The organism is Nonomuraea sp. B12E4 (assembly GCF_039871825.1).
In the GTDB taxonomy this organism is placed as follows: Bacteria; Actinomycetota; Actinomycetes; order Streptosporangiales; family Streptosporangiaceae; genus Nonomuraea.
Genome location: NZ_JBDPME010000018.1, coordinates 137,732 through 155,065, shown reverse-complemented (window position 1 = coordinate 155,065; position 17,334 = coordinate 137,732). Strand labels below are relative to the sequence as shown.

14 protein-coding genes are annotated in these 17,334 nt (G+C 70.5%); 6 read left to right on the top strand and 8 right to left on the bottom strand.

Annotation, left to right across the window (positions count from 1 at the left end; all coding sequences use genetic code 11):
* Window position 1 precedes the first annotated feature (1 nt).
* The 5 genes from ABGB18_RS32970 to eccD form a co-directional block, all read right to left on the bottom strand.
* A complete protein-coding gene (locus ABGB18_RS32970) occupies window positions 2-376 on the bottom strand; it encodes a hypothetical protein (RefSeq protein ID WP_347699553.1) in 375 nt (124 codons plus the stop codon).
* 72 nt (window positions 377-448) lie between these two features.
* Window positions 449-757, bottom strand: coding sequence for a WXG100 family type VII secretion target (locus ABGB18_RS32965; RefSeq protein ID WP_347699552.1), 309 nt, complete (start codon window positions 755-757; stop codon window positions 449-451).
* 17 nt (window positions 758-774) lie between these two features.
* Window positions 775-1,125 (bottom strand): WXG100 family type VII secretion target, encoded by a 351-nt coding sequence (locus ABGB18_RS32960; protein WP_347699551.1) that lies wholly within the window; start codon window positions 1,123-1,125, stop codon window positions 775-777.
* 216 nt (window positions 1,126-1,341) lie between these two features.
* The gene (locus ABGB18_RS32955) at window positions 1,342-1,779 is read right to left on the bottom strand and encodes a YbaB/EbfC family nucleoid-associated protein (protein WP_347699550.1); all 438 of its coding nucleotides are present in this window, start codon (window positions 1,777-1,779) and stop codon (window positions 1,342-1,344) included.
* A 22-nt stretch (window positions 1,780-1,801) separates the two neighbouring features.
* Window positions 1,802-3,289 (bottom strand): type VII secretion integral membrane protein EccD, encoded by a 1,488-nt coding sequence (gene eccD / locus ABGB18_RS32950; protein WP_347699549.1) that lies wholly within the window; start codon window positions 3,287-3,289, stop codon window positions 1,802-1,804.
* 147 nt (window positions 3,290-3,436) lie between these two features.
* Here eccD and eccCa point away from each other — a divergent pair, with 147 nt between their 5' ends.
* The 3 genes from eccCa (at window position 3,437) to ABGB18_RS32935 (ending at window position 8,923) form a co-directional block, all read left to right on the top strand.
* Window positions 3,437-7,417, top strand: a complete 3,981-nt coding sequence (gene eccCa / locus ABGB18_RS32945) for a type VII secretion protein EccCa (protein ID WP_347699548.1) — start codon at window positions 3,437-3,439, stop codon at window positions 7,415-7,417.
* A 91-nt stretch (window positions 7,418-7,508) separates the two neighbouring features.
* Window positions 7,509-7,811 carry a hypothetical protein gene (locus ABGB18_RS32940; protein ID WP_347699547.1) on the top strand — a complete coding sequence of 101 codons (303 nt, stop codon included), beginning with the start codon at window positions 7,509-7,511 and terminating at the stop codon, window positions 7,809-7,811.
* A 2-nt stretch (window positions 7,812-7,813) separates the two neighbouring features.
* Window positions 7,814-8,923: a transglycosylase SLT domain-containing protein gene (locus ABGB18_RS32935; RefSeq protein ID WP_347699546.1), complete on the top strand. Its 1,110-nt coding sequence runs from the start codon at window positions 7,814-7,816 to the stop codon at window positions 8,921-8,923.
* Window positions 8,924-9,092: 169 nt separating this feature from the next.
* Here the strand turns inward: ABGB18_RS32935 and ABGB18_RS32930 are convergent, their stop codons facing one another.
* From ABGB18_RS32930 to ABGB18_RS32920, 3 genes are all read right to left on the bottom strand, one after another.
* Window positions 9,093-11,366 carry a hypothetical protein gene (locus ABGB18_RS32930; protein ID WP_347699545.1) on the bottom strand — a complete coding sequence of 758 codons (2,274 nt, stop codon included), beginning with the start codon at window positions 11,364-11,366 and terminating at the stop codon, window positions 9,093-9,095.
* A 102-nt stretch (window positions 11,367-11,468) separates the two neighbouring features.
* Window positions 11,469-12,611 (bottom strand): S8 family serine peptidase, encoded by a 1,143-nt coding sequence (locus ABGB18_RS32925; RefSeq protein WP_347699544.1) that lies wholly within the window; start codon window positions 12,609-12,611, stop codon window positions 11,469-11,471.
* A 90-nt stretch (window positions 12,612-12,701) separates the two neighbouring features.
* Window positions 12,702-12,974 carry a WXG100 family type VII secretion target gene (locus ABGB18_RS32920; RefSeq protein ID WP_347699543.1) on the bottom strand — a complete coding sequence of 91 codons (273 nt, stop codon included), beginning with the start codon at window positions 12,972-12,974 and terminating at the stop codon, window positions 12,702-12,704.
* Window positions 12,975-13,100: 126 nt separating this feature from the next.
* Here ABGB18_RS32920 and ABGB18_RS32915 point away from each other — a divergent pair, with 126 nt between their 5' ends.
* From ABGB18_RS32915 to ABGB18_RS32905, 3 genes are all read left to right on the top strand, one after another.
* Window positions 13,101-13,820: an SDR family oxidoreductase gene (locus ABGB18_RS32915; protein ID WP_347699542.1), complete on the top strand. Its 720-nt coding sequence runs from the start codon at window positions 13,101-13,103 to the stop codon at window positions 13,818-13,820.
* A gap of 27 nt (window positions 13,821-13,847) precedes the next feature.
* Window positions 13,848-15,593: a biotin carboxylase N-terminal domain-containing protein gene (locus ABGB18_RS32910; protein ID WP_347699541.1), complete on the top strand. Its 1,746-nt coding sequence runs from the start codon at window positions 13,848-13,850 to the stop codon at window positions 15,591-15,593.
* A 148-nt stretch (window positions 15,594-15,741) separates the two neighbouring features.
* Window positions 15,742-17,133, top strand: a complete 1,392-nt coding sequence (locus ABGB18_RS32905) for a hypothetical protein (RefSeq protein ID WP_347699540.1) — start codon at window positions 15,742-15,744, stop codon at window positions 17,131-17,133.
* Window positions 17,134-17,334 lie beyond the last annotated feature (201 nt).

The window sequence follows — 17,334 nt, the reverse complement described above, 5'->3', positions numbered from 1 at the left end:
ACTACCCCTCGTTCTCCCGGCGAGCCCTGTCATGATTGTCCGCATTGGCCTCGATGGCCTCGACCACGCTTTCAAACGCCTCGATGAACCTCTGGTACACATCGGCGAACTTCCTGCCGGCGTTGCTCGACCCGATGGTCAGTGCGAGCGCCTGGGCGTCGCTCCACTGGCCGATCTGAGCTGTGGAGAGCTCGCTGCCCGTCGAGATCTGGTTGATGTTGCCGTTCGGCCGTTCACCTCTGCCGAGCATGGCGTCAAGGCCGCTGCGCATCTCCACAGCGATCGCCCTCATGGTGGACGGCGAGTGCTCACGCCCGTCGTCGTCGAACAGATACGGGTTGACCTGCAGCGGGTCGGGCTCCGGATCGTAGCTCATTCCTCACCCCTGGGAACAATGCTCTCGGCCACCGCGCCCCGGGCGATGACCGAGAGGAATGGACGAGCTGGGCTAGTCCGTCCAGATGCTGATGTTGCGCCGCTCAGCGCTCTCGTAGTTGCCCTTGGCGATGTTGACCGCCTCGGCGGCCTGGAACAGCTGCTGGCCCATGGCCTTCTCGTGCTGGTTCCACTGCTCGCGCTTGACGTCGAAGTACTGCTGGGCCTCGCCCTCCCAGCTCGGGCCGAGCTCCCTCTTGATGTCCTGGTACAGGTCGTCGGTGACCCTGTCGAGCTCGGTGATGACCTTCTTGAGCTCTTCGTAGGCCACCTCCATCGAGGGGAACTTGACAAAGGTGTAATCTTCGGGCGTCGTGCTCATGGCCTTCTCCGTCCTGCTCAGCCGTTGGCGTTGATGAGGGAGTCGATGCGTCCGCCGGCCTGGCCTGCGCTGGCGAAGCCGCCGGCGATGTCCATGTTCTGGTCGGCCGCGTTGCGGTAGACGCCGGCGCCGATGTTCATCCGGTCGTAGATGTCCTCAAGGATCTTGATGACCTGCCTGAACTCGACGTCCCACTGATCCAGCGCCTGGCTGAAGCGCTGCGAGGCGCCGCCCTTCCAGCCCTGCGCGGTCAGGTCGCCCTTGATCTGCTGGACTCGCTGCCGCATCCCCTCGATGTACTGGGCGGTGTCCTGGCAGTAGCCAGCCGCTGTCGTCAGCTGAGTAGGACTTGCGCCGTACAGTGACACGGGACCTCCAAGGTCGATCGTCTGTTACGGCGGGTGTTCACCTCCGAAAGGGACTACCCCCGTTAACAACATCAAATGGCATGTTAGCCATCATTGATCCCAGAAATCACAGGAACATCAGATTACGGATCGGTAGCGCTATGGCTACCGTGCGATAAAAGTGCTGGTGGACGCCTCTTCTCGTCCTGGCCTGAGGGCAGGCGCTTGCGGGCCGCGTCAGAGGCCGAGCCGACGTCGGATGCCGTCGAGTTCCCCCATCACGTCCTCGAACGCGCGATCGTGCATCCGCTGCGCCGCGTGGAGCCGCTCGGTCATCGCCTCGGGGTCGAACTTCATCGGGTTGTCCTCCTCGCCGAACAGCTCGCCCGCCGCCTCGTGGAGCTGTTTCTGGAAGTCGTCCGTGGCGTCCTTGAGCGCTGTCTTGATCAGTTCGGCCAGCTCCCCAGAGGACAGCCGCATCGCCTTGGGGTGCAGCTCCAGCTCGCGCACGCCCTCCTGCCCGTACTCCACGGTGACGAAGCCGTCCTCGTCCTGGGCACGGCCGACCAGCGAGCCGACATTCTGCTGGAACTCCCCGAGGAGGGCGAGCTGCCTGTCGGCCCCCTTGAGCAGCTTGTCGATGTCGATCTTGGCGAAATCTCCGAACTCCTGCATCCCTGCTCCTTGTTTCGAACGATCAGCCGGACAGCCCGCGCACCCACGTGTAGACCTCCAGCACTCCCAGCGCGAGCGGGAAGAGCTGGACGATCAGCACGATGTCGAGGATGTCGCCGGCGCGCCCCCAGAACGGCGAGGGCTTGCCCATCGTCAGCCACAGGCCGATGCCCACGGTCATCAGCGCCAGCCACAACACCCCGATGGCCACCGACAGCGACCCGACGACCCCGCCGTCGCCGATCAGCGACAGCGCCAGCATGGCGAAGCCCGCCAGCCCCGTGCCGACCAGCCAGACGCGCTGCCCGAGCCCCCGGAAGAAGCGGGCTCTCATGATCAGCGTGAGCGACAGCGACACCGTCATGACCGAGGCGACCCAGTCGTCGTGGAGCACCAGCAACGCCTGCGTGGCCAGCGTGAAGAGCCCGACCCCGGCGACCATCCCGGTGGCGTAGCGCTGCGCGATCCTCGTGCGCTCCTGGATGGCCGAGGCATCCAGGAGCTGGTTGTCGTTGCGGAGCTCCTCGGCGGTGGTCGGCATGGCCGGCAGCGGTACCTTGGCCAGCCTGAACGCCAGCGTGGGCACCAGCGGGGTGAAGGCCAGCAGTACCGCGATGGCCACTGCCACTACTCCGGCCGGCGTCGGTGCCCACACCATCACCACGGCCGCGCAGATGGCCCCGGCCGTGGCGGCGACGGCCGTACCGAGGAAGCCGGGAACGCCGTCGGAGATCAGCGCCCCGGCGACGGCTGCGACCAGCGCCGTGCAGGCCAGCGCCGCGAGCAGGTGGGGCGCGCCGAACCCGAACGCCGTCGCCCCGCCGGACGGCGCGAACAGGCCCGCGACGAACCCGTACGGCAACGCGGCGTGCCCGATCAGCGCCCCCGCCAGCGAGTCCCCGACGGCCCTGGACAGCAGCGCGCCCGTGACGACCAGCAGCAGCGCCAGCAGCCCGGCCACGATCGTGATGACCAACCCTGACATGCCGGACAGGGCCAGGCCGATCCCGCCCAGCACGAGCAGGCCGGTCGCGCCGGCGGCGCCCATGACCCTGGTGTGCTTGTCGGACCAGGCGCCACCGCCGAGGCGCACCCCGGTGGCGACCACGTCGGCCACGTCGTCATAGAGCGCCGGCGGCTGGGTCGCCTCGCGCGGCCTGAGGTAGAGGATCTCGCCGTCGAGCACGCCCAGCATGCTCAGGCTCTGTCCCAGGTCGAGCGGCGCCCCGCCGAGCCGCTGCAACGTCCATCCGGGCGCCGCCGCGGACTCGCCGCCCACCTCGCCCAGCGCGCGGAGCAGGCTGGGCATCACGTTGGGCAGCGGGATGTCGGCGGGCAGGGCCAGGTCGGCCTTGCGTCTCGGCCCGACGATCGTCACATGGCACTGTGCCGGCAGCGGCATCGGCACCTGCGCGAGCGCACCCTGCTGAACAGGGCCCTGCTGGTTGGGATCCCGGCCCGCGGGCGGGCGGGGCGGGTGGCCGGGGTAGCCGTGCGGCGGGCCGGGCATCGGTGGCGGTCCAGGGGGCGGCCCCTGGAACGGCGGCGGACCTGGTGGAGGTCCCTGAACCATCTGTCCCAACTCGTCTCTCCGTCCCCACCGGTGGCCACGGACAAGAGAGAACATATCTGGTCTCTTCTGGTAAGAACGTCTTTGATGAGCATCGTCGTCGTACGTCGCCCGGAACGCCGCCCCGGCCCCAAGCCCCCCCGCGGCGAGGTCCTTCTCGAATCGCCGCCCGAGATTCCCGAGGTGCAGAGCCAGGGCTTCTCGGCGGTTCTCACCTACCTCCCCATGGGCGCGGGGGCCGCCGCGATAGGCCTGATGTTCACCGCCGGCGGCAACGCCAACCCGATCATGTACGTGGCCAGCGGCCTGTTCGCGCTCTCCATGGTGGGCATGACGCTGGGCCAGATGGGCCGCCAGTCCGGAGAGCGCAAATACCGGCTCAACGGCGCCCGCCGCGACTACTTCCGGTATCTGGGCCAGGTCCGCAAGCAGGCCAAGCGCGCGGCCAAGCAGCAGCGCGAGGCCCTGGAGTGGAGCGGGCCGCAGCCGGACGCCTTGTGGTGGATCGCCATGAGCCCCCGGCTGTGGGAGCGCCGCCCCCGGGACGAGGACTTCGCGACCGTACGGCTCGGCACCGGCGTCCAGAAGCTGGCCATCCAGTTGATCCCGCCGGACTCCAAGCCCGTGGAGGACCTGGACGCCCTGTCGGCCGGCGCGCTGCGCAGGTTCGTCAGGGCGCATTCGACGGTCGCCGGGCTGCCCGTCGCCGTGGCGCTCGGCTCGTTCGCCAGGATCCGGCTGACCGGCGACCCCGGCGTCACGCGCGACCTGGTCCGCGCCATGATCTCCCAGCTCACCGTGTTCCACTCGCCCGACGACATGCGGATCATGGTGTGCGCCGGGTCGGACGCGATGCCGCACTGGGACTGGGTCAAGTGGCTGCCGCACGCGCTGCACCCGGAGGAGGTGGACGCGGCGGGCCCCGTACGGCTGATGACGGAGAACCTGGGCGAGCTGGACCGGCTGGTCGGGAAGGAGCTCAGGGAGCGCGCCCGCTTCCGGCCGGGCGCCGCGGCCGACGCGCTGCCCTACCACGTGCTGATCCTGGACGGGGGGCACGTGCCGCACGACTCCCAGCTCGGCAGCGACGCCATCCAGGGCGTCACGGTGATCGACCTGTCACGCTCGACGGCCGACGTGGAGGAGAACAACACGCTGCGGCTGGAGGTCCATCCGGACGGCTTCCACATGGTCAAGATCGACCACGCCGGCAAGGAGCACAAGACGCGGCTCGGCGACCCCGACCGGGTCGACTACCTGCGGGCGGAGGGCCTGGCGCGGCAGCTCGCGCCGCTCCGCGCCTCGGCGGCGGCCGGCGGCGAGGTCGAGGACGTGCTGTCGGTCAACACCACGCTGACCGAGCTGCTGGGCGTGGGCGACCCGGCCCGCCTCGATCCGGCGGTCACCTGGCGGCCGCGGGCCGGCCGTAACCGGCTGCGGGTGCCGATCGGGCTCGGCGCCGACGGGCGGGTCGTGGAGCTGGACATCAAGGAGTCAGCGCAGGGCGGCATGGGACCGCACGGGCTGGTGATCGGCGCCACCGGCTCGGGCAAGTCCGAGCTGCTGCGCACGCTGGTGCTCGGCCTGGCGGTCACGCACTCCTCGGAGATACTCAACTTCGTCCTGGTCGACTTCAAGGGTGGCGCGACCTTCCTCGGGCTGGAGTCGCTCTCCCACGTCTCGGCGGTCATCACCAACCTGGAGGACGAGCTCCCGCTGGTCGACCGCATGCACGACGCGTTGCACGGCGAGATGGTACGCAGGCAGGAGCTGCTGCGCTCGGCCGGGAACTACGCCTCGCTGCGCGACTACGAGCGCGCCCGCGAGCAGGGGGCGAACCTGCGGCCGCTGCCGACGCTGTTCGTGGTCCTGGACGAGTTCAGCGAGCTGCTGTCGGCCAAGCCCGAGTTCATCGAGCTGTTCGTGATGATCGGCCGCCTGGGACGCTCGCTCGGGGTGCACCTGCTGCTGGCCTCGCAGCGCCTGGAGGAGGGCCGGCTGCGCGGCCTGGACACCCACCTGTCCTACCGGATCGGCCTGCGGACCTTCTCCGCCATGGAGAGCCGGGTCGTGCTGGGCGTGGCCGACGCCTACGAGCTGCCCTCCGCGCCCGGCAACGGCTACCTCAAGTTCGACACCAGCGGCATGACCAGGTTCAAGGCCGCGTACGTGTCCGGCGCCCACCAGCCGGAAGCCGGCCGCTCCGACGCCGAGGGCGACCACACCATCCTGCGGCAGGTCGTGGAGTACGGCCCGGGCTTCGTGCCGCTCCCGATCGTGAAGGAGAAGCCCAGGCAGGAGCCGGCCACGGAGCTGAACGAGCGCGCCGCGCAGAACAGCCTGCTCGACATCATGGTGAACCGCCTGGCCGGACACGGCCCGCCGGCCCACCGCATCTGGCTGCCGCCGCTCGCCGAGTCGCCCACGCTCGCCCACCTGCTGCCGCCGCTCTCGGTCACGCCAGAGCTCGGCCTGTCCACGCCGGGCTGGGAGGGCCGGGGCCGGCTGCACGCCGTCATCGGGATCATCGACAGGCCCTTCGAGCAGCGGCGCGACCCGTACTGGTTGGACCTGTCCGGCGCGGCCGGGCACATCGGCGTGGCGGGCGGCACGCAGAGCGGCAAGAGCAACGTGCTGCGCACGCTGATCGCCAGCATGGCGCTCACCCACACGCCGCGCGAGGTGCAGTTCTACTGCCTCGACTTCGGCGGTGGCGGCCTGACCGCGATGGAGGGGCTGCCGCACGTGGGCGGCGTGGCCAGCAGGCTCGACGCCGACCGGGTGCGCAGGACCGTCGCCGAGGTCAGCGCGCTGCTGCGGCAGCGGGAGCGGGAGTTCGCCGAGCGCGGCATCGAGTCCATCGCCACCTACCGGCGCATGGTGGCCGACGGCAGCCTCGCGGGTGACGGGTGGGGCGACGTGTTCCTGGTCGTCGACGGGTGGCTGACGATCAAGCAGGAGTTCGAGAGCCTGGAGGCCGTGATCACCGACCTGGCGGCGCGCGGGCTCGGGTACGGCATCCACGTGGTGGCCGCCACCAACAAGTGGTCGGAGTTCCGGGCGGGCATCAGGGACCTGTTCGGCACCAGGATCGAGTTCAAGCTGGGGGACGCGTACGAGTCGGAGATCAGCAGGAAGGCGTCGCTGGCGGTGCCGGAAGGAGTGCCGGGGCGGGGTCTGACCAGGGACGGCATGCACTTCCTCGCCTCGCTGCCGAGGATCGACGGGCAGACCGGCGCCGACGACGTGGCCGAGGGGGTGCGGTCGATGACGGACGTCGTGCGGCAGTCCTGGCAGGGGCCGTCCGCGCCGCCCGTACGCCTGCTGCCCTCGCTGCTGCCCGCCGCCTCCATGCCCGGGCCCGAGCAGACGGGTGCGAACCGGATCGCGCTCGGCATCGACGAGGACACGCTGTCGCCCGTCACGCTCGACTTCGAGACGGACCCGCACTTCATCGTGTTCGGCGACACCGAGTGCGGGAAGTCCAACGTGCTCAGGCTGATCATGGAGGGCGTCGTCGCCAGGAAGACGCCGAGCGAGGCCATGATGATCGTGATCGACTACCGCCGTGCGCTGCTGGACACCGCGGTGACGGAGCACCGCATCGGCTATGCCGCCTCCAGCACCGCCGCCACCGAGTTGATCCAGGACGCCCGCTCGGCCCTGCTCAAACGCCTGCCCCCGGCCGACCTCACGGCGGAGCAACTGCGGTCGCGAAGCTGGTGGCAGGGCTCGGACCTGTACATCGTGGTCGACGACTACGACCTGGTGGCCACGTCGAACAACCCGCTGGCGCCGCTGGCCGACCTGCTGCCCCAGGCCCGCGACATCGGCCTGCACCTGGTGCTGGCCAGGCAGAGCGGCGGCGCCGGCCGCGCCATGTACGACCAGGCCGTCCAGCGCATGAAGGAGATGGCCAGCCCGGCGTTGATCATGTCGGGCAACCGGGAGGAGGGCCAGCTCTTCGGCAACGTCCGCCCGCAGCCGCTGCCGGTCGGCCGCGGCTTCCACGTCGACAGGAGGAGCGGCACGCGCCTGATCCAGACCGCTTTCCTGGAGCCGGCGTAGGACGCGTGGTTGCCGGGGTCCCCGGGACAACAGAGGCGAATGCCGACTATTGTCGGTTTTTGGCGTACTTCGCGGACAGTCAGGGAGTTCCATGAGTTTCGTGGATGTGCACATCCAGGCGATCGAGGAGTGCGGACGACAGGCCCTCCGGGTGCGGAACATGCTCAAGGTGGACGACGCATTCGTCGGCAGCAGGACCCCGGCGCCGCAGGGGGATACCAAGGCCGACATCTTCGGTGACATCGAGGGCGCCGGCGACCTGGCCGCGAAGGTCGACGAGGTCTGGAACTCCGTCAATGGGGAGCTCGGCGCCGGACGGAGCCGGCTGAAGAACGTCGACGAAGCCCTCGGCCAGGTCGCCGCCAACTTTCGCCGCGGCGAGAACGCCTCCTGAGCATGGGCCTCGTCGCGACCCTGGGCTCGCTGAAGGAGAAGGTCAAGGGTGACCCGCAGGCGATCAGGAACACCGCCACCGCTCTGCGCACGGTCGCCAACCACGTCGACACCTCGACCGGCAAGCTCACCGGCTATGTCGACGAGGTGGGCCGGGCCTGGGGCGGCGCCTCGGCCGACGCCTTCCACACGTACATGGCCGCGTACCCGCGGGCGGGCGCGGACCTGAAAGGCGCGGTCACCACCTGTGCCGGCGCGCTCGACACCGCCGCCGGCGCCCTGGAGCGCGCGTACGGCACGATCGACGGCCTCCACCAGACCGCGGTGACGGAGGAGAACGCCTACAAGCAGCAGCATCCCGACGCCGCGCAGGATGACATCGACAGCCATCTGCAGGGGGTGCAGTCGCTCAGCGGCGCCGTCGCCACGGCCAACCGGGCCGTGGCCGACGCCGAGGGCGCCCTAACCACGGCCAAGACCGCCATCGACGGCCAGCTCGGCCAGCACGGGTTCCAATTCTTCCACGGCATCCGCCAGCCCGGCGGCACCGACTTCCAGCCCGGCGACCAAAGAGTCGACTGGCAGAGGACGGTGGGCTATCAGCCCTCCACGAGGCTCGCTTCGGCGGACGATCCGGGCGGTCCCGGCGGCGTCCAGAGCGGAGGCGGCGCCGGCGCGCCCTCGTCGTACGGCAACGCGCCCGCGCCCAAGGCCCAGGTCGTGGACTGGATCAAGCAGGCGATCACGATCATCAAGTCGCCGGAGATGGCGGCGATCATGCGGCAGCGGGGCCTGGACGTGAGCGATCTGGACCCGAACGACCCCACGGACATCCAGCGCATCTGGACGATCATCTACCACGAGTCCGGCGGCAACCCCAACGCCATCAACAACTGGGACATCAACGCCCAGAACGGTGTGCCGTCCCAGGGGTTGATGCAGACCATCCCGCCCACGTTCAACGCGCACGCGCTGCCCGGCTACACCAAGATCCGGGAGCCGGTGGACAACATCATCGCCGGCGTCCTGTACACCTACAGCCGTTACGGCGACCTCGCCCACCACCCGGGCATCAGCTCACTGGATGGCGGCGGCCCCTACCGGCCCTACTGAGCAGCGCGGACGGCGTCGAAGGACGAGAGGACGACCGGCCTCCGCCCCAACCAGCCTGCGTGCCTGACGGGCTCGACCTGCCGCTGACCGCCCCCGACCGATCGACCCCGTCGTCAAAGCGAAGAACCCCCTCCGTGATCACGCCCGGAGGGGGTTCTGTCTCGCTGGATCAGCCGCAGTTGGACCAGTTGGACCAATTGGAGTCGTCTGAGCCGACGCTGCCCCGGAAGCGTACGCACTTGCCCTTGGCGGGCAGCTTGACCGGCCCCGCGTAGAACTCGTACGAGGCGCTGTCGGTCCGGCTGGCGCCCCCCTGCACTTCGAGCGTGGCGCTGACCGGAGTGGACTTGCCCACGTCCACCGTCTTCATGGTGACGACGCAGTTCTCACCGGTGGAGTTGTTGTAGAGCTGGAACGTCTCACCACCGCGGAACGCCTGCTGACGCTGCACGCTGAAGCCCGGACCGCAGACCGCGACCGGATTCTTCGGGTTGCGCGTCTCCGTCGGCGGGGTGTCCTTGGTGGGCTTGGCCGACGGCGTCGCCGGCATCGTCAGCCCGAACGACGGCGTCGGCTTCGGCGTCGGCTTCGGCTTCGCCGGCGGCTTGGCCGTCACCGTCACCGGCGGCTTGGCCGTCACCGTCACGGTCGGCTTCGCCGTCGGGGTGCGCGAGGCCGTCACGGTCGCCGTCGGCCTCGGGGAGTGCCGGTTGGGCCACCTGTGCCTCGTCCGCGTGGGCGAGGGGGTCGCGGTCTCGGTCGGGGTCCCGGTCTCCGTCGAGGTCGGCGTGGGAGTCGCCGACGGCGGGTACGGCGTGGGGCTCTGCGTCGGCGTCACCGTCACCGTGGGGGTCGGCACCGGCGTCACCGTCACGGTGGCCGGGCCCGCGGTCGGCAGCGTGGTCGGCTGAATGACCGGCTGGGTGGGGATCTGGATCGGCGTCGGCACGGTGCTCAGCTCGGGCGGCGTCGGCGTCGTCCACTCGGTCGGCAGCACCATCGGGCCCACGTCGTCCGGATCGGCACTCGGGGTGGCCGCCCATGGCACGGTCACCTCGGGCTGGCTCTGCTGGGGCTGCGGCTGGGCCGGCTGGGCGACCGAGTTGTCCGTTCCGCCGATCCCCGCGGCACCGCCCTCGGACGGGGACGCGTCCCCCGCCGCGGCGACCGTCTCGATGCGCTGCGTGGGGGCGTAGTAGTTGGCTCCCCACAGCGCCGCGCCGGACAGCAACGCCAGCGCTCCCACGGCCGCGGCCAGGCCCATCGGGAACGGCCTGCGCGGCCCGCGGGTGGGCACCGTCTGCCCGGGAACCGACTGCGGTACCTGCGGCTGCTGCGGAGCGTCCTGCGGCGGCCCCCACACGGGCGCGGGAGGCGGCATCGGCACGCCCTGCATCGGCTCGGTACCACCCGGCACGGGACCGTACGGTGCGGGACCGCCGCCCTGCATGGGAGGACCACCCTGCAGGGGACCGCCCTGCATGGGACCGGACGGCATGGGAGCGCCCGGCATCATCGGCCCCGGCGGCACGGGGCCACCCGGCACGGGCTCCTGCGGGACCTGCGGCCCCCACTGCGGCGGCCCGGCCATCGGGGGCACGCCCTGGACAGGCGCCCCCTGCACCGGCACGCCCTCGATCGGCGCGCCCGGCATGGACGAAAGCTTCTGCGTCGCGATCGCGGCGGCCTCACCGCGCTTGTCGCCCAGGAGTTGCAGCAGCGCCGTGTACGTGGTCGGGCGCTTGCCGACGTCCTTGGACAGCGCCGGCAGCACCACTCGGCGCAGCCGCTCCGGCAGGTCGCCCACCTCGGGCTCCCCGTCGAGCACCGCGTCGGCGTCCTGGCCGAACGGGGGCTTCCCGGTCGCGGCGAACACCACGATCGCGCCCCAGGCGAAAATGTCGGCGGAGGGCCCGTAACCCAGCCCTCGGATCTGCTCCGGCGCGCGGTATCCCACCTCGCCGACGGGCTCACCGAGGTCGACGTCGGTCACCCGGGGGCCGTCGGAAGCGACGATCACGTTGTTCGGGGTGAGCCCCCGGTGCGTGATCCCGGCCAGGTGCACCGCGGTCAGCGCGGTCAGCACGCCCGTGGCCAGCCGCTCCAGCGAGTCGCCGTCGAGCGGGCCGTCCTCCGCCACGATCTCGGCGAGACTGCGTCCTTCGACGTGCTCGCGCACCACGTACGCCTGGTCGCCGTGCATGCCGTGCGCCAGTGCCCTGGCGATGTGCGAACTGGAGACGCGCTGCACCCGGTCGAACCGAGCGACGTCGTCGCCGCCCGTTTCGGGGTCAGGGCGCAACAACTTGATCACTCTCAGCGGCAGGTCATCGGACTCCCTGCCGAGGTAGGCCACGCCGCGCGGCCCCTCGGTCAGCCGTCCAGAGATGACGTGCGCACCCAGATCCTCGGGATCGCCCGGCTGCAGGGGGTGCATCTCCATCCCTTCACTTAATGCATGATCTCGAAGGGACATTCAACCAAATCCGCCACATTTGCATCAGTAGTTTCAGCGTCGATTTGACATTTCATCATCAGGTCACATTCAGGACACGCGTCCGGCGCGCCATCCCCGCCGCCGTCCCAGCGGTACGAGCAGCGCGAGCGCGCCCGCGACCATGATGGCGACCAGCGTCGCGCCGGCCACCGCCAAGGAGACACCGAAGGCGTTCTCGTCGCGCGGCGGGACCTTCGCGATGGCACCCACCGGCAGCGCGGCGGGCGGGGGCTCGGCGACCACGGGCGCGTTCACGGCCTCGTACGGCAGCACGGCCGTGAGCGCGAGCACGGGATTGACCATGCCCGTCCCGCTGCCGGCGCCGACCGTGCCGTCCGCCGTGGCGATGATGCGCTGGCGTACCTGTTCCCTGGTGAGATCGGGGAAACGGGAGCGCACCAGGGCGGCGGTGCCGGCCACGTACGGCGCCGCGAAGCTCGTGCCCTGCAGACCCCGCATGTAGCTGCGGCCCGGCCAGGGCGCCGTGATGTCCGTGCCGGGACCGAGCACGCTCACGGGCGTGGCGGCGTTGGAGGAGTCGGCGCGGCGCCCGTCGGGGGTGGCGGCGCCCACGGCCAGCACGCCCTCGTACGCGGCGGGATAGGCGGGCACCTCCTGGTCGTCGGGACCGGTGACGTTGCCGGCGGCGGCGACCACGACGATGTCCTGGTCCAGCGCCCGCTGGACGGCCGCCCTCAGCCCGGGGGTGTCGGAGGCGCGCACGGAGACGTTGATCACGTCGGCCTTCGCCGCCACGGCGTCGTCGATCCCGCTGATCAGCTTGGCGACGTCACCCTCGGCCTTGTTGCTCTGCTTGATCATCACGATCCTGGCGTCCGGCGCGACACCGTGGAAGGGCACCCCGGCGATGTAGTGGGCGCCGACGATGCCCGAGACCGCGGTCCCGTGCCCCACGCAGTCCTGGTAGCCGGTGTGCGTCTCGTCGATGATCTTGGAAAGCTGCACCTGCGGGTGGAGATCCGCGCCACTGTCGACGACGGCGACCGTCACCCCCGCGCCCTTGGTGAGGCGCCAGGCGTTCTTGATGTCGAGCCGTTTCTGCGCCCACGGCTCGCTGGCGGGCAACTGCACCGTGCCCTTCTTCGGGTTGCAGTCGTCGGCCGCGGCCACCGCGGGCGCCGCGAGGGCGGGCAGGGCGAGCACGCTCGCCAGGAACACGCGACCGATCATGGGGGTAAAGCGTAGCCTGCCCGGAATCGGCCGCCTGTCCGGTTCAACGGAAGAAGCCCCGGCGCCCTTGCCAGGGCTTCCGTCCGTTGATCATCTGGTGGCGGACTCGATGTTCTGTCGGTAGGTGCCGATGACCCGCGAAGCCTCCTGCAGTTCCTCGGTCATCCGCTGGAAGGCTGTGCGGTAGTTTTGCCAGGCCTGCTGGAAACGCTGTGCTCCAGGGCCGGTCCACGCGGTGCCGACCTTGGCGGCCTCGCGGTCGAGCGCGGTCATGGTCGTCCGGACCGCCTCGGACTGCTGGGTGAACTGCGTGGACATCTGCTGCATTTCCGCGGGGTCGCCGCCGAGCATACTCTGGCTCATGCATCCTCCTGAACCGTGTGAAAGCGCCCTCACCCTAAGGGGGTCCACCGGCCGTCGCTCCCGTTATGCCGAGCGGCTATGGTCTATCCGGAGGATTGTTCGGCTTCAACCAGGAGCTTTCCGCCCATGCGCGAGGTTGTGATCACCGGCGGCGGCACCGGCATCGGCTACGCGGTGGCCGCCGCGTTCGTCTCGCTCGGCGACCACGTCACCATCACCGGCCGCCGCGAGCACGTGCTCAAGGAGGCCGCCTCGCGACTCGGCGCGGACCACGTGGCCTTCAACGCCGCCAGCCCGGTCGCGGTGAAGGAGGCCGTCGACGACCTGCCGCCGCGGGTGGACGTGCTGGTCAACAACGCCGGCGGCAACACCAACATGGAGCGCAGGCAGTCGGACGAGTTGATGGACGTGGCCGAGGCGTGGTGGGCCAACCTCAACGCCAACCTGATGTCCGCCGTGCTCGTCACGACCGCGCTGGCGCCGCGCATGGGCAGGGGCGGCCGGGTCGTCACGATCGGCTCGCTCGCCGCGCGGGGCACGGGCTCCGGCTCGTACGGCGCCGCCAAGGCCGCCCTGGAGTCCTGGACCGCCGACCTGGCGGCCGAGCTGGGCCCCCGGGGCATCACGGCGAACGTCGTCGCCCCCGGTGTCGTCGTGGACACCGAGTTCTTCCGCGGCCGCCTGACGGAGGAGGGAATCAGGGCGAGGGTGGAGAACACTCGCAACGGCCGCCCTGGCACGCCCGCTGACGTGGCGGATACCGTTCTCTTTCTGGCCTCCGCGGGAGCCAGGCACATCACCGGGCAGGTGCTCCATGTGAACGGCGGGGCCTATTTGGGCCGCTGAGCAAACGTTTGAGGAAGGACGGGGCAGGTGCGGAAGGTTCTGATCGCCAACCGCGGCGAGATCGCCGTGCGAGTGGCCCGCGCGTGTAAGGACGCCGGGATCGGCAGCGTGGCCGTCTACGCCGACCAGGACCTCGACGCCCTGCACGCCAGGGTGGCGGACGAGGCCTACGCGCTGGGCGGCCAGTCTCCCGCCGAGACCTATCTCGACATGGACAAGCTGCTCGACGTCGCGCGACGGGCCGGGGCGGACGCCGTGCATCCCGGCTACGGCTTTCTGGCCGAGAACGCCGCCTTCGCCCGGGCCGTCATCGACGCGGGCCTGATCTGGATCGGGCCGCCGCCGTCCGCCATCGCGGCGCTCGGGGACAAGGTGCAGGCCAGGCACATCGCGCAGAAGGTCGGCGCGCCGCTGGTCCCCGGCACCAAGGATCCGGTGTCCGGGGTCGAGGAGGTGGTGGCGTTCGCGGAGGAGCACGGGCTGCCCATCGCGATCAAGGCCGCGTACGGCGGCGGCGGGCGCGGCATCAAGGTGGCGCGCCGGCTGGAGGAGGTCGCCGAGCTGTACGAGTCGGCGGTACGCGAGGCGGTCGCGGCCTTCGGGCGCGGCGAGTGCTTCGTCGAGCGCTACCTCGACCGGCCCCGCCACGTCGAGACCCAGTGCCTGGCCGACCGGACCGGCAACGTGGTCGTGGTCAGCACCCGCGACTGCTCGCTCCAGCGCCGCCACCAGAAGCTGGTGGAGGAGGCGCCCGCCCCGTTCCTGTCGCCGGAGCAGATCGAGGTCCTGTACGCCAGCTCGAAGGCCATCCTCAGGGAGGCCGGCTACGTCGGGGCGGGGACGTGCGAGTTCCTCGTCGGGCAGGACGGGACGATCTCCTTCCTGGAGGTCAACACCCGGTTGCAGGTCGAGCACCCGGTCACCGAGGAGGTGTCGGGGATCGACCTGGTACGGGAGATGTTCCGGATCGCCGACGGGGAGAGCCTCGACTACGGCGACCCGGTGCTGCGCGGTCACTCGATCGAGTTCCGGATCAACGCCGAGGACGCGGGCCGCAACTTCCTGCCCGCGCCCGGCACGCTGACCGTCATGCGCGCGCCCTCGGGGCCCGGCGTGCGGCTCGACGCCGGTTACGAGGCCGGGATGACGGTGCCGCAGACGTTCGACTCGCTGGTGGCCAAGCTGATCGTGACCGGGCGCACCCGGCAGGAGGCGCTGGAGCGCTCACGGCGGGCACTGGCGGAGTTCGAGATCTCGGGCATGCCGACCGTGCTGCCGTTCCACCGGGCCGTCGTCGCCGATCCGGCCTTCGCCTCCGCGCCGTTCACCGTACACACGCGGTGGATCGAGACCGAGTGGGACAACACGGTCGCGCCATACTCCGCGGAGCTCGCCGCGGACGAGGCCGCCACCCGGGAGACGGTCACCGTCGAGGTCGGCGGCAAGCGCCTGGAGGTGGTCCTCCCGGCCGGGCTCGGCAGGACGGGCGCTACGCCCACCGCGAACAAGACGCCCCGGCGCGGCGGCGGAGGCTCGAAGAGGTCGGCGGCCGGCGGGGACACGCTCGTCAGCCCCATGCAGGGCACGATCGTCAAGGTCGTGGCCTCGGACGGCGACGTGGTGGGCGAGGGTGACACGGTCGTGGTGCTGGAGGCCATGAAGATGGAGCAGCCGCTGACCGCGCACAAGTCCGGGACGGTCACGGGGCTGACCGCGGCGGTGGGCCAGGCGGTGACGTCCGGGGCGACGATCTGCGAGATCAAGGACAGCTGAAAACCCTCGCGTGGGGATCGTGGGCCATTCCGCGACCAGGATCTTCGGTCACAGTACGCGCTCGCCCGGCCCCGGGCGGGTAACGTGCGCAGTGAGGAACTTTACCGACCGCCCGTTCGTCTTCAAGGGCGAAGGAGGCTTGCTGCCAATGACCCAATCGCTGCGCCGAGCAGGGGCCGTGATCTCGGCTCTGATCGCCGGTCTAATCGTCGTTCTTGCGCTGTCCCCTGCCGCCAACGCGGCGGCTCCACCGGACCCCAACACCGTGGTGTCCAGTTGGAGAAACGACCCGCTTTACGTGGTGTCCGGCTCCTCGCTCACGTCGGACCAGCAGAGTGAGATCCGTGACGCACTGGAGGGGGCCGACAGCAAGATCTACACCGTGGCGCTCCCGGACGGCACGGTGAACAACTCCAACATCAAGCCTTTCATGGAGAGCCTCGGCTCCGCGATGTCCGCCGCGAGTGCCCCGTCGGCCACGCTCGCCGTGTTGGACGGCACGACCCTCTACTCGGCCTCGAGTTCCATCTCCCAGGCCAACCTGGCGGGCCAGTTGGCCCGGCGCGCCACCACCGCCAACCCCACTGACGTCGTGGCCGGGATGAAGGACTTCGCCAACCGGGTGGACAACGCCGTGGCGGGCAAGACCCGCGCCGCCCTCGACCCCGGCAGCCAGGCCAACCCCGGTGCCGGCGGCACCGCCGCGCTGATCGCCCTGGGCGCGCTCGTGGTGGTCGGTGGTGGCGGCTACTTCCTCTACTCCAGCAACAAGAAGAAGAAGCGCGCCATCCAGGAGGCCAAGGACCTGGCCGCGGTCAAGCAGACCGTGGACGAGGATGTCACCAAGCTGGGCGAGGAGATCACCGCTCTCGACACCGACGTGACCCTGGCCGGCCAGGGCGGCACGCACATCGACGAGTGGCAGACCGCGCTCGACTCCTACGAGAAGGCCAAGACCCAGCTCTCCGCGGTGCAGCGCGCCGACCAGGTGCGCGAGGTCACCCAGACCCTCGAGGACGGCCGCTACGCGCTGGCCGTGGTGAAGGCCAAGGTCAACAACGACCCGGTCCCCGAGCGGCGCGCACCTTGCTTCTTCAACCCGCAGCACGGCCCGTCCGTCCGTGACGTGCGCTGGGCCCCGCCCGGTGGCGCGGTCCGCGACGTGCCCGCCTGCAAGATGGACGCCGAGGCGGTCGAGCGGGGCTTCGACCCGCAGATGCGCGAGGTCATGGTCGACGGCCAGCGCCGCCCCTACTACGACGCGGGCCCGGCCTACCAGCCCTACGCCTACGGCTACTACGGCGGCTTCGGCGACATCATGACCGGCATGTTCATCGGCACCATGATGGGCAGCATGCTCGGCGGCTTTGGTTACGGCGGCTACGGCGCCGGCTACGCGGAGGGCTACGCCGACGGGGGCGGCGACGCCGGCGGTGGCGACTTCGGTGGCGGCGGCGACTTCGGCGGCGGCGGCTGGGGCGGCGACTTCGGTGGCGGTGGTGACTTCGGCGGCGGTGACTTCGGCGGCGGCGACTGGTAAACCACCCGGCGCCCGCTAGCTCACCCGAAACAACCAGGAGCGCTCCCCGGAAGGCCACGAAGACGGGCCTTCGCAGGGGAGCGTTCCGCATGTGCGGGGTCCCGCCGCCTGGCCGATATATCCGGCTCTTCGTATCCAGGCGAAATTTCGACGGGCCTGGTTCGGTGAGCCCTGTCTGATCCGCGAACTCGTAGGGTCGGG

Bases quoted from the DNA above. Each gene is read 5' to 3' on its own strand.
- ABGB18_RS32925 (WP_347699544.1), bottom strand. From the start codon at position 12,611: ATGATCGGTCGCGTGTTCCTGGCGAGCGTGCTCGCCCTGCCCGCCCTC.
- eccCa (WP_347699548.1), top strand. From the start codon at position 3,437: ATGAGCATCGTCGTCGTACGTCGCCCGGAACGCCGCCCCGGCCCCAAG.
- ABGB18_RS32905 (WP_347699540.1), top strand. From the start codon at position 15,742: ATGACCCAATCGCTGCGCCGAGCAGGGGCCGTGATCTCGGCTCTGATC.
- ABGB18_RS32940 (WP_347699547.1), top strand. From the start codon at position 7,509: ATGAGTTTCGTGGATGTGCACATCCAGGCGATCGAGGAGTGCGGACGA.
- ABGB18_RS32970 (WP_347699553.1), bottom strand. From the start codon at position 376: ATGAGCTACGATCCGGAGCCCGACCCGCTGCAGGTCAACCCGTATCTG.
- ABGB18_RS32915 (WP_347699542.1), top strand. From the start codon at position 13,101: ATGCGCGAGGTTGTGATCACCGGCGGCGGCACCGGCATCGGCTACGCG.
- eccD (WP_347699549.1), bottom strand. From the start codon at position 3,289: ATGCCCGGCCCGCCGCACGGCTACCCCGGCCACCCGCCCCGCCCGCCC.
- ABGB18_RS32935 (WP_347699546.1), top strand. From the start codon at position 7,814: ATGGGCCTCGTCGCGACCCTGGGCTCGCTGAAGGAGAAGGTCAAGGGT.
- ABGB18_RS32920 (WP_347699543.1), bottom strand. From the start codon at position 12,974: ATGAGCCAGAGTATGCTCGGCGGCGACCCCGCGGAAATGCAGCAGATG.
- ABGB18_RS32965 (WP_347699552.1), bottom strand. From the start codon at position 757: ATGAGCACGACGCCCGAAGATTACACCTTTGTCAAGTTCCCCTCGATG.
- ABGB18_RS32930 (WP_347699545.1), bottom strand. From the start codon at position 11,366: ATGGAGATGCACCCCCTGCAGCCGGGCGATCCCGAGGATCTGGGTGCG.
- ABGB18_RS32955 (WP_347699550.1), bottom strand. From the start codon at position 1,779: ATGCAGGAGTTCGGAGATTTCGCCAAGATCGACATCGACAAGCTGCTC.